This window comes from Andreprevotia lacus DSM 23236 (assembly GCF_900176275.1).
Classification (GTDB): domain Bacteria; phylum Pseudomonadota; class Gammaproteobacteria; order Burkholderiales; family Chitinibacteraceae; genus Andreprevotia; species Andreprevotia lacus.
On sequence record NZ_FWXD01000055.1, the window covers coordinates 1 to 12,042 of the forward strand.

Genomic DNA, 12,042 nt, shown 5'->3' on the forward strand with positions numbered 1-12,042 from the left:
AGAACCTGATCTCCACCCCGACGGCGGGCACGGGGGCCGGCACCGCCGGCTTCCGCAGCACCGGCAAGAGCGACCGCTACGGCTTCGACATCTACTACAACCACGACCCGATCGGCTTCACCTACGAACAGGTGGAAGGGCGTGACGACACCCTCACCGGCACGGCGCAAATCGCCACCACCAAACTGGGCAACGAAGTGAAAAGCCGCGGCCAGACCTTTACCGCCTTCTACACCTGGGGCGAGCAATGGGTGAAGAGCTTCAAGGGCCAGGCCAAGTACGACGACTGGTGGCCGACGTCGTTCCAGAGCTTTGTGCGCTGGGACCGCTGGGACCCGAACCGTGACGTGGGCAATGACGAGACGACGATCTGGACGGCGGGTCTGAATGTGTTCTTTGCGGAGACGACGAAGCTGCAGATCAACCTGAACCAGTACCGCTACGGAAACCCGGCGCAGAAGACGAACAACGAGCTGCTGGCGCAGTTCCAGTACGGGTTCTGACCTGACGTGTGACCCGGCTTGCCGCAGCGGTGGGCCACATCTGAATAAAGAACGAGAGTGTATTTGATGAAAAAGCTAGCCGTATTCCTGACTTCCGCCATCGTGGCGCTGGCCGGCCTGAGCCCCTTGGCGCAGGCAGAGGACAAACCGACCGAAATCCGCATTGCCTATTCGGGCGCCGGCACCGGTGGCCGCCCGCTGTCGGGCGGCACCATCCTGGCCACGGCCAACCTGCGCGGCCTGCTGGAGCAAGAGTTCAAGGCCGATGGCATCAAGGTGAAGTGGAACTTCTTCCCCGGTGCTGGCCCGGCCACCAACGAGGCCTTTGCCAACAAGCTGGTCGATTTTGCCTACCACGGCGACCTGCCGCTGATCGTGGGCCGCTCCACCGGCCTCAAGCACAAGATCCTGCTCAGCCTCGGCCGCTTCGGTAACACCTATTTCGTGGTGCCGTCCGATTCGGAGGCCAAGAGCCTGGCCGACCTGAAGGGCAAGCGGATTGCGGTATTCAAGGGGACCGCTGCCCAACTCACGCTGGCGCGCGTGCTGGAGAAATACGGCTACACCGAGAAGGACTTCAAGGTGATCAGCATGGACAACGACACCGCCAAGGCGGCGCTGGCTACCAAGGATATCGACGGTTACATCACCACGCCGTTCGACCTCGAAGCGCGCGGGGTCGGCAAGATATTGTTCCAGATTCCGCGTGACCCCAAGGTGACCAGTGTGGGCACCTTCTGGGTGTCGGAAGACTTCGAGAAGAAATACCCGCAAATCGTCCAGCGCGTGGTGACTGCCCTGGTCAAGGAAGCGCAGTGGGATTCGGACGAAAAGAACCGCGATCAGCTGTTCAAATTCTGGGGCCAGGCAGGCAGCACGCCGTATGGCGACTATGTGAAGAGCTGGCAGGGCTACACGCTGAAAGAGCGCAACAGCCCGCTGCTGGATGATTATTACGTGGCTGCGCTGAAGAAGGCCATTGATGAATCACGCCGTTTCAAGCTGGTGCGCAGCAATGTCGACATCAACGGCTGGCTGGAACCCAAGTACCTGAACCAGGCACTGAAAGACCTCAAGCTGGAAAGCTACTGGCAGGCCAATGATGCCGACGGCAACGTGAAGAAGTAAGCGCCCTATGCCCGGCACCATCACCCTGGATACCCGCGCCTTTTTGCAGCGCCATCGCTTCATGCTCAGCTTTGTGCTGCTCAATGCGCTGGCGGGGCTGGGCGTGGGGGTGGCCAAAGTGGCAACCACACTGTATGCGCTGGATCTTGGCTCCAGCGCCAGCCAGCTCAGCCTGATTGCCGCCGCGCAAAGCGTGGGTGTGCTGCTGATGAGCATACCGGTGGGGGTGCTGGTCGATCAGTTCGGCCCGCGCCGGCTGTTCGTCAGTGGCTCGGTGCTGGTGGCTGCGGGCTATCTGCTGGTGCCGGTGGTGGCTGCGCCGTTTTATCTGGCGCTGATGTCGATGCTGATCAGCTTTTGCATGCCGACGCGCTTCGTGTCGCTCAACGCGGTGTTCATGCAGCAGCTGGAGCAAGTGGGCGTGGCGCGCGCCGGCTGGTTTCGCGGCTCGCACATGATCGGCTTTTTCCTGCTCGGGCCGATGCTGGCGGTCGCCATCCTTGGCGTGGCTGGCTTTGCTGCCACGTTCTGGATCGTGGCAGCACTGTTTGTGCTGACCGGGGCGTTGGCGCCGCTGGTGATGCGCGTATATCGCCGCCCGGCAGTGCCGACACGCAAGCTCAGTCTGGCCGAGCTGCGCAGCCAGTTTGTACTGATGTGGCGTGATACCGATTTGCGCAGCGTATGCGTGATCGAGTTTGTCGCGCAGGCGCTCAACCAGTTTTACACCTTTTTCATCGTGGCGATCGCCATCAAGGGCTATGGCATGGCGCCGGCCACTGCCGCTAGCCTGGTGTCGGTACAGGGTGCGGTATTCGTGCTGGCGCTGTTCACCTTGGGTGCGCTGGCGGCGCGTCTGGGGCAGGTGCGCTTCTATCTGGGCAGCTATGCGGTGCTGGCCCTGGCACTGGCGCTGCTGGGCCTCAGCCGCTGGCCGGTGTTGCTGTGGCTGGGCGCGGGCTGTCTGGGCTTGGGGCTGGGCATGTTGCAGACGGTCAACGTATCGCGTTTTGCCCATATCGGCGCGCGGGCGGGCCGCGGCAGCATCGCCGGCATCAATGCCTTTGTCGGCCCTTCGGGCAGCTTTGCCGGCAGCGTGATCGGCGGGGCACTCGGGGCGTGGTGCGGATTGCAAGCGGTGTTTCTGCTGTTTGTGCCGTTGTTTGCAATGTTGGGCTGGCGCTTGCTGGGGCGGGATACCGCTGTGGCACCGGCCGCTGCGGGCGTACCTGCGGTGCAATTAGAGAGTGAATCATGAGTGTGACCACAACTGAATCTCCTGCGGTGCTGGCGTCACCGCTGCAGCTGGCACGGCCACCACAGGAAACCCTGCGCTGGCTGAAGGAAACCGGCGGCCGGCTGGCGCTGGCCGCAACGGGCTTGATCCTGCCGCTGTTGCTGCTGGGTCTGTGGCAGTACGCAGTCGAACACCAGTGGCTGGCGGTGCAGATATTGCCGCCACCGCAACTGGTGTGGGAGTCGCTGCGTGATCTGTGGCAGAGCGGCGATCTGCAATCGAACATCCAGATCAGCCTGTCGCGCATCGGCTGGAGCAGCCTGATCGGCATTTCTGCCGGCGTGCTGCTGGGGTTGGCGCTGGGTGTATCGCGCACCTTCCGTGCCTATGTCTACCCGACTTTCCACGTGGTGTCGCAGTTTCCGGTGGTGGGCTGGATACCGCTGCTGATCATTTTCCTCGGCATCGGCGAGGCGCTGAAAATTGCTGCCATCACCCTGGCGGTGGTGGTGCCGGTGACGGTGCAGACCTACAAGGGCATTGCCAATATCCCGCGCGTGTTGCTGGAGGTGGCGCGCGTGTACCGCTATTCGTTCGCACAGGTGATCTGGCGGGTGGTGTTGCCGGCGGCCTTGCCTGCGCTGTTCAGCGGCGTGCGCCAGGGGGTGATGCAGGCGTGGCTGTCGCTGGTGTTCGTCGAGCTGCTCGCCTCGAGCGAGGGCATCGGTTACCTGATGGTGTGGGGCCGCCAGTTGCTGCAACTCGATCTGGTGGTGGTGGGCATCATCATCATCGGCCTGGTGGGCGTGGTGCTTGATCTGGCGTTGCGCTGGCTGGAAGGCCGCCTGCAGGGCTGGCGCCGTGCGGCGTTTTGAGGAGATGACAATGACGACTTCCACGATTTCTTCAGATGCATCGCTGCCGCAGCTGCGCCGCTTCGACTGGCGTGGTCTGGTGCTGCCGGCGGGCTTTTTGCTGGTCTGGGCGCTGGTGACGGCGCTGGGCTGGGTAAACACCAAACTGATTCCGCCGCCGCAGGCCGTGCTGAGCACCGCCGTGAGTTTCATCGGCAAGGCGCAGTTCTTCAACGGCTTGGGCGCCAGCCTGTGGCGCGACCTGGCCGGTTTTGCAATCGGCAGTCTGGCGGGCGTGGTCTTCGGCGCCTTGCTGGGCGTGTCGCGCTGGGCCGGCCGCATTGTGGGGCCGACTTTCCACACGCTCAAGCACATTGCGCTGTTTGCCTGGCTGCCGCTGATTTCCACCTGGCTGGGGCAGGGCGATGCGGCCAAGGTGCTGTTCATTGGACTGTCGGCGTTCTATCCGGTGGCGCTGGGCGCGCTTGAAGGCGTACACGGCATTGCCCGCAGCCAGCTTGAGGTGGCGCGCGTGTACGGCTTTGGCCGTGTGCAACTGCTGTTCAAGCTCATTCTGCCCGGCGCATCGCCGCAAATCCTGGCCGGCCTGCACCTGGCGCTGATCTATGCCTGGCTGGCCACCATTGGCGCCGAATACCTGCTGGCCAAGTCCGGCCCCGGCATCGGCGATGCCGTGATCCAGGGCAAGGCCGCTTTTGATGTACCGCTGGTCATTTTCGGCATGTTGCTGATTGGCCTGGTCGGTGCGCTGTTCAACCAGATTGCCAACCGCATTGAAGCGCGCTTGCTGCGCTGGCGCGATGCACGCCACTAAGGGCCACCGACAAAACCCTGCTGGCTGCGTTGCGCTCACTAGCCCTACCTGTTTGTACTGCCTGCGTTTCGCGCGCCTTGCCAGCACCGTTGCACTGGATTTTGTCAGCGGCCCCACGTTCACTTTTGTGAGAATCGACATGAAACAGAAACTGACTCAGCTTCTGGCTGGCGTACTGACCGGCCTTGCCTTGATCGCCGCAACTCCGGCGCAGGCAGAAACCCAACCTGCCGTGCTGCGTATCGGCATTGCCGCACCGGCCACTGGCAGCCCGCCGGTTTACTCGCTGGGCGGCATCGGCATTGCCCGCCAGAAGGGCTGGATCGAGGATGCCTTCAAGGGCAGCAACACCAAGGTGGAATGGTACTTCTTCAAGGGGGCCGGCCCGGCGGTGAATGAGGCGCTGACCAACAAGCAGCTCGATTTTGCCTTCCAGGGTGATCTGCCCTCGCTGGTGGGCAAGGCGGCCGGTCTCAAGACCCGGCTGATCCTGGCCTCGGGTGTGCGCTCCAACATTTATCTGGCCGTGCCGCCTGATTCACCCATCAAGTCGATTGCCGATCTGCGTGGCAAGCGGGTGGCCATCTTCAAGGGCACCAATTCGCAATTGCCGATCAACCGCGTGCTCAAGGCCAACAATCTGACCGAGCGCGATATCCGTTCCATCAATCTGGATACTGCCAGCTCGCAGGCGGCGCTGATCACCAAGGACATCGATGCTTCGTTCGGCGGCTACGAGCTGCTCAGGCTGCGTGATGCCGGCAAGGCGCGCATCGTTTACAGCAGCAACGGCGCATCGCCCGTATTCACGCGGCAGAGTGGTGTACTGGTGACCGAGGACTTTGCCGCCAAGTATCCGGAAGCCACGCAGAAAGTGGTGACCGCGCTGGTGAAAACCCAGCAATGGGCGTCCGACCCTGCCAATTACGACGAAACGCTGAAAATCTGGGCGCTGCAGGGCACGCCGGTTGAGCACTGGCGCGAAGAGTTTGGCCCCGAGCTGAAGTCGCGCCTCAGCCCGCTGTTCGATCCCTTCCTGGTTGCCCGCTACCGCGAGGCCGTGAAGGATTCGGTGGATTTCAAGCTGTCGCGCAGCAAGTTCGAGGTCGATCAGTGGATAGACCGGCGCTACCTGACCGTGGCGCTCAAGGAACTGAAGCTGGAAAACTACTGGCCGGCCTACGATGCCAATGGCCGCGCGCAACTGGCGCAGCGCTGAGGGCAGAGCGATGAGCACCGCAACCATATCCTTGCCCGCCGTGCCGGAGCCGGCCACCAGCAGCACCCCGGCGGTCCACCGCAACTGGCGCCTGCCGTGGCGCCAGCTGGGCCGCTTGTTGCTGGCGCTGCCGGTGCCGCTTGCCATTCTCGCCTTCTGGCAGGCCGCTGCCGTTTACGAATGGGTGCCGGCGCAGATATTGCCGTCGCCGTCCGCCGTGGCGGCCACCTTTGTCGATCTGCTGCGCAGCGGCGAGCTGCAAAGCAATCTGCTGATCAGTTTCTGGCGCGTGCTGTGGGGCTTTCTGGCCGGCGCTGGTGCCGGGCTGTTGCTGGGCGTGGGTATGGGGCTGTCACCACTGGTGAAGGACTACCTCTATCCCAGCTTCAAGACCTTTGCCCAGGTGCCGGCGTTGGGCTGGCTGCCGCTGCTGATGATGCTGGTCGGCATCGACGAGGCATTGAAGATCGTGCTGATTGCCAAGGCATCGCTGGTGCCCGTCACGCTCAATACCTACAAGGGGCTGCAGGGCGTGCCCACCCGCTATATCGAGGTGGCCAAGGTCTATGGCTTCTCGCGCTGGCAGTTGCTGCGCAAGGTGGTGCTGCCGGCTGCGTTCCCGCCAATCTGGAATGGCGTGCGCTACGGCCTGACCCACGCCTGGCTGGCTCTGGTGGCGGTCGAGCTGCTGGCGTCCAGCGAGGGGCTGGGTTTTCTGATCGTCTATGGTCGCCAGCTTTATCAGCTGGATGTCGTGCTGGCCGCCGTAGTGGTGGTGGGCGCCGTTGGCCTGCTGCTCGATCTGGCGCTGGCGCAGGTGGAGAAATACCTGCTGCGCTGGCGGCGCGATGCATTCTAGGGAGAACACCATGTCCGATATCGCTGTATCTCGTCACCCCTTGTGGTGGCTGCACCCGGCGGCCGTGCCCAAGCGGCTGCGCGGCTGGGTGATCCCGGCGCTGCTGTTGCTGCTGTGGTGGGCCGCGTTCCGCTTCAACTGGAGTGACTCGGCCTTGCTGGTGCCGATCAGCAAGGTCTGGCAGACCGCCGAGCGCCTGTCGTCCAGTGGCGAGCTGTGGACCGCGCTGTATGCCAGCCTGCGCCGCGACCTGGCCGGCTTTGCCATCGGCACCCTGGTGGGCCTGCTGGTGGGGGCTGCGCTTGGATTGTCGCGGCTGCTGGAAGGGCTGGTCGGCCCGACCCTGAACACGCTCAAGCAAATCTCGCTGTTTGCCTGGATACCGCTGATCTCGATGTGGTTCGGTCTGGGCGATGCGGCCAAGGTGGCCTTCCTGTCGTTGGCAGCCTTCTTTCCAGTGGTGCTCAACACCTTCGAAGGCATACGCAGCGTGCCGCCCGAGTTGATCGAGGCCGCGCGCGTGTTCGGCTACCGGCGTGATCAGATTCTGCGCCGCGTGGTGCTGCCAGCCGCACTGCCGTCGATTTTCACCGGCGTGTATCTGGCACTGATCTATGCCTGGCTGGCCACCTTGGGGGCCGAATACCTGCTTACCTCTGGTGCCGGCATCGGCAACCTGCTGACCGACGGCCGCGAGCATTTCTGGATGGACTACGTGCTGCTGGGCATCGTCATCGTCGGCCTGGTCGGCTTTGCGCTGAACTGGATCGCCAGCCGTTTCGAGGCTCGTTTGCTGCGCTGGCGTGGTCATTCCACTGCCCAATTCTGATTTTTACTGATTTCCCTAGGAGAGTACGCATGGCTCACGCAGGCACGCTCGAGATCAAGAATCTCAACAAGCAATACACCGTAAAGGGCGAACCCCTGCCGGTACTGGAAAACATTTCGCTGTCGATCAAGCCGGGCGAGTTCGTCAGCATCGTCGGCAGCTCGGGTTGCGGCAAATCGACCTTGCTGCGGCTGGTGATCGGCCTGGAGCAGGAATACCAGGGCGAAATCCTGCTCGACGGCAAACGCATCGTCGGCACTAGTCTGGATCGCGGCATCGTGTTCCAGGAGCACCGCCTGTTTCCGTGGCTGACGGTGGAACAGAACGTCGGTGTGGGCTTGCTCAATGCCGACCTGTCGCCGGCGCAGAAGAAAAAGACCGTTGATGAGCATATCGCGCTGGTCGGCCTCAAGGGCTTCGAAACGGCTTACCCCTATCAATTGTCCGGCGGCATGAGCCAGCGCGTGGCGATTGCGCGCGCACTGGTCAACCGGCCGGAAGTGCTGTTGCTGGATGAACCGTTCGGCGCGCTGGATGCCCTGACCCGCAGCCATCTGCAGCAGGAGCTGCAGCGCATCTGGGAGGCCGAGGGCATTACCGCCATTCTGGTGACGCATGACGTGGAAGAGGCGGTGTATCTGGGCGACCGCGTGGTGGTGATGCAGCCGCGCCCGGGCCGCATCAAGCGCATCGTCGATGTGCCGCTGCCGCGCTCGCGCGACCGGGGCAGCTATGCGTTCTCGCAGATCAAGGACGACGTGCTGTCCGAGTTCTCCGACACCCCGCACAGCGACGTCAAGCTGGTGACCCCGCAGGAGTCACTGGGCGCCAACTGGCAGTTTGCCTGGTAGGGCCGAGCTGATTGGCGATTGCTGCCTGCAGTAGATGGGGGAGGGGCATCAAGTGCCCGGCCGAGCCGGGCTCCTGATCGTCGTGGCGTGCGAAGCCCCGGCTCTTCTTGAGTGATTCCCCTCCCCCGCCCTCGCCGCCGCGAGGGGCTTCGCTTCACTCGCCCGCGCAATCAACGGGGTTTGATGAGTCGGCACGCCGCCTTTTTTTATTCGCGCCCGCCGGGTGTGTTCGCTTCGCCCGTGCGCGGGCAGGGATTTGCTATGAGTACCGATTTTCAACGCGCGCCGGGCACACCGCAGCTGCCCGATACGCCATTCCGCTTCATCTGTCATTTCGTGGCCCGCTACCGCTGGTGGTATCTGGCCATGCTGGCGATGGAAACGCTGAACGCCACCTGTGGCATCAGCATCCCCTATGCCTTGTCGCGCATCATCAAGGCGGTGACCGGTGCGCATGCGCAGTCGATGGCGCTGGTCGACGCGCTGCAGGGGCCGTTGCTGCTGTTTGTCGGGCTGAGTGCCGGTGAGGTGCTGTTCGGCCGCCTGGCTGGCGCCATCCAGATCCGCCTTGGCCCACGCCAGCGGCAGAACGTCACGCGGCAGATTTATCACTATCTGCAGTATCACTCGCATCGCTACTTCAGCAACAACTTTGCCGGCGCGCTTGCCCACCGCATTAGCGAGACATCGATGGGCGTCACGCAAACGCTGTGGTCGCTGATTACCGAATTCTGGCCGGTAGTGATCGTGTTCGGCGTGTCCATCACGCTGCTGTATGGTGCGCATCCGCATCTGGCGGCCTTTGTCGGCATCTGGGCGGTGTTCTTCATTGGCATCTCTTATCTATTGGCACGCCGCGCGCAGCCGCATGCGTTCCGCGCCTCGTCGGCCCGCAGCGAGACCACCGGCAAGATCGTCGATTCGGTGACCAACCTCACCAGTGCGCGGCTGTTTGCACGGCTGGGCTTCGAGCGCGAGTTCCTGGAAGACTCGCTGAGCAAGGAGCTGGTGATGGTGCGCCGCTCCAACAGCTACTCCGAGCGCGTGCGCTGGTTCCAGTTTGCGGCGGCGGCGGTGCTCAAGGTCGGCACGCTGTATTACGCGCTCACCTTGTGGGGCAAGGGGCTGATTGGTGTGGGTGATTTCGTGATGGCGATCAGCCTGTCGCTGCTCATCATCAACGAAGCACGCAACCTGTCGCGCCGGTTCCTGGAGTTTTTCGAATTCATCGGCAACGTGGCCAACGGCGTGCACACCATCGTACGTGCGCATGAGCTGGTCGATCAGCCGCAGGCCGGCCAGGTGCGAATAGGCGCGGGGCAGATCGAGTTCCGCAATGTCGATTTCAGCTACGGTGGCGAGCGCAAGGTGTTCGACCGCCTCAACCTCACCATCCCGGCCGGGCAGCGCGTGGGGCTGGTGGGCTTCTCCGGCTCGGGTAAATCCACCTTCGTCAGCCTGATCCTGCGCCTGTATGACGTGCAGGGCGGACACATCTATATCGATGGCACCGAGATTCGCGATTTCACCCAGGATGCACTGCACAGCCAGCTCAGCCTGATCCCGCAAGACCCCAGCCTGTTCCACCGTACCTTGATGGAGAACATCCGCTACGGCCGCATCGACGCCACGGATGAAGAAGTGGTGGCTGCCGCCAAGCAGGCGTATGCGCACGAGTTCATTCTCGACATCAAGGAGCAGTACAACGCCATGGTGGGCGAGCGCGGCATCAAGGTGTCGGGCGGGCAGCGCCAGCGCATTGCCATCGCGCGCGTCATTCTCAAGGATGCGCCCATCCTGATTCTGGATGAGGCCACCTCGGCGCTCGATTCGGTCACCGAGAAAGCCATCCAGAACACGCTGGACGAAGTGATGCGCGGCAAGACCGTGCTGGTGGTGGCGCACCGGCTGTCCACCATCGCCCATCTGGATCGCATTCTGGTGTTCGACAACGGCGTCATCATCGAAGACGGCAGCCATGCCGAATTGCTGACCAAGCGCGGCCGCTATTTCGACTTGTGGAACCGCCAGTCCGACGGCTTCCTGCCGGAAAGCAGCAATGGCGAAGCGGCACCGGGCAAACGGCTGGAGGCGCAGCCGGCCGGTTCGGCACAGGACGAACCCCTTGTGATCCCGCCCGCACTCGTTGACCCCGACAGCCCGCCGCGCAATGCCCCGTCCATTCCGTATGCCGAGGCCAAATGATGCCTGAGAGCCACCAACAGAACCCAATGCAGCGGCGCTGGCAAGGCGCGCCAAACGCAGACAGTACTGGCGTACGGCCAATTAGCGTAACGCTGCCAGCAGGGTTCTGTTGGCGGCTCAAGTGTCTATAGCGGCTGCGGCCGCTCAACCCCACGGCGATGCGTCGCCAACTGATCGACCCTTCATATAGAGAGATGAATCATGGCTATCGAACAACGCGTATTCAAAACCGCCCAGCATGCCTTGCCCTATCTGCTGGCCACACCGACTGCCGGTCCGGATGAACCGCTGCCGCTGGTGGTCTTTCTGCACGGAGCGAAGGACCGTGGTGATGACCTGAGCAAATTGCTGGCCTGGGGCTTTCCCAAGCTGGTGAGCGAGGCAGCCACGCTGCCCTACTACTGGCTGGCGTTGCAAATCCCGCTCGATACCACCTGGCCGCAATGGCAGGCCGAGCTGTTTGCGCTGATCGACCAACTGGCGGCCACCCATGCCATCGACACCGGGCGGGTGATCCTGTCCGGCTTCAGCCTGGGCGCAGCCGGTACCTGGGAAATCGGCAGTCAGCATGCAGACCGCTTTGCCGCACTGGTCGCCGTATCGGGCCGCTTGCCGGAAACGGTGGGCGAGGGCGGGCTGAGCAAGCTGGTCGATACGCCGGTCTGGGTCTTTCACGGTGGCCAGGACGACAAGGCCCCGGCTGCAGGCGCACAGGCTGCGGTCGATACCTTGAATGCACTGGGTGGCAACGCGCGTTTCACGCTGATTGCCGATGGTGACCACTTCATCGCCGAAGCCGCCTTCGGTGATCCAGCACTGCAGCAGTGGTTGCTGGAGCAAAGCGTGCAGGCGGTTGCTGCTTGAGCGAGTTGCAACTGCGGGTTGCCGGCGTGGGCGACACGCCGGCTTTGATGGCGCTCACGATTGCATATAAGTAACGCGCGCGCTCGCGCGAAGCGCGGGCGCGGCGGTGTTGTTTGATGTGCGGGTCAGGAACGGCGTTTCAGCCCAGTTTCCCAGTATTGCTGGCTGTTTTTTGCGCGATTCGTGCGTTTGGCCGGCGGATTTCGGGGTGAGGTGGGCGTTTTGGCGCTGTTTTAGCGGGGCAGTGCAGAAATACGTGTCGGGGATGGAGCAGGAGATCACTGATTTTGGTGTCAGACGGCAGGGGTCTGGCGTGTTACAGATCAATGACTTAGTGGTTTAGGTGAAGAATTTTGCGTTGAAGTGTTGACGACTTCAGAGGGGGTGCGTATATTTCGGTTTCTCCGCTGCAGACACAGCGAAAGACGAAGCGAAACGAAGAGTTTAGCAGAGTTTTCCGGTGGCGCAGCAAACGATCTTTAACAAATTACAGCCGATGAGTGTGAGTGCTTGAAGAAGACATCAAGTGCTCGCACTAAGACAGAAAGAAACAAAGTACAACTTTGTTGATTTCTTGAGTTTTGTGAGCGCGAAAAGTAGTAACAGAGATTGAACTAAAGAGTTTGATCCTGGCTCAGATTGAACGCTGGCGGAATGC

The 12,042-nt window shown here is 62.5% G+C and carries 11 protein-coding genes; all 11 read left to right on the plus strand.

The window, feature by feature from the left end:
- Nucleotides 1-503, plus strand: a 503-nt coding sequence (locus tag B9A19_RS22735; RefSeq protein WP_217807144.1) for a hypothetical protein, incomplete at its 5' end; no start/stop codon positions are given.
- A 66-nt stretch (nucleotides 504-569) separates the two neighbouring features.
- Entirely contained in the window at nucleotides 570-1,631 is a 1,062-nt protein-coding gene (locus B9A19_RS21345) for an ABC transporter substrate-binding protein (protein WP_084093172.1), read from the plus strand.
- A 7-nt stretch (nucleotides 1,632-1,638) separates the two neighbouring features.
- Nucleotides 1,639-2,889: an MFS transporter gene (locus B9A19_RS21350; protein ID WP_176217057.1), complete on the plus strand. Its 1,251-nt coding sequence runs from the start codon at nucleotides 1,639-1,641 to the stop codon at nucleotides 2,887-2,889.
- A complete protein-coding gene (locus B9A19_RS21355) occupies nucleotides 2,886-3,743 on the plus strand; it encodes an ABC transporter permease (protein WP_084093173.1) in 858 nt (285 codons plus the stop codon). Before B9A19_RS21350 ends, B9A19_RS21355 begins: the two co-directional genes overlap by 4 nt.
- 10 nt (nucleotides 3,744-3,753) lie before the next feature.
- On the plus strand, nucleotides 3,754-4,557 hold the full coding sequence (locus B9A19_RS21360; RefSeq protein ID WP_084093174.1) for an ABC transporter permease: 804 nt from the start codon (nucleotides 3,754-3,756) through the stop codon (nucleotides 4,555-4,557).
- A 139-nt stretch (nucleotides 4,558-4,696) separates the two neighbouring features.
- Nucleotides 4,697-5,776 (plus strand): ABC transporter substrate-binding protein, encoded by a 1,080-nt coding sequence (locus B9A19_RS21365; protein ID WP_139799045.1) that lies wholly within the window; start codon nucleotides 4,697-4,699, stop codon nucleotides 5,774-5,776.
- A 10-nt stretch (nucleotides 5,777-5,786) separates the two neighbouring features.
- The gene (locus tag B9A19_RS21370; RefSeq protein WP_084093180.1) at nucleotides 5,787-6,635 is read left to right on the plus strand and encodes an ABC transporter permease; all 849 of its coding nucleotides are present in this window, start codon (nucleotides 5,787-5,789) and stop codon (nucleotides 6,633-6,635) included.
- Between the two features lie 10 nt (nucleotides 6,636-6,645).
- Nucleotides 6,646-7,464: an ABC transporter permease gene (locus B9A19_RS21375; RefSeq protein WP_139799046.1), complete on the plus strand. Its 819-nt coding sequence runs from the start codon at nucleotides 6,646-6,648 to the stop codon at nucleotides 7,462-7,464.
- A 29-nt stretch (nucleotides 7,465-7,493) separates the two neighbouring features.
- Nucleotides 7,494-8,315 (plus strand): ABC transporter ATP-binding protein, encoded by an 822-nt coding sequence (locus B9A19_RS21380; RefSeq protein WP_084093176.1) that lies wholly within the window; start codon nucleotides 7,494-7,496, stop codon nucleotides 8,313-8,315.
- A 261-nt stretch (nucleotides 8,316-8,576) separates the two neighbouring features.
- Nucleotides 8,577-10,520 (plus strand): ABC transporter ATP-binding protein, encoded by a 1,944-nt coding sequence (locus B9A19_RS21385; protein ID WP_084093181.1) that lies wholly within the window; start codon nucleotides 8,577-8,579, stop codon nucleotides 10,518-10,520.
- A gap of 201 nt (nucleotides 10,521-10,721) precedes the next feature.
- Nucleotides 10,722-11,384 (plus strand): carboxylesterase family protein, encoded by a 663-nt coding sequence (locus B9A19_RS21390; protein ID WP_084093177.1) that lies wholly within the window; start codon nucleotides 10,722-10,724, stop codon nucleotides 11,382-11,384.
- Nucleotides 11,385-12,042: the final 658 nt, after the last annotated feature.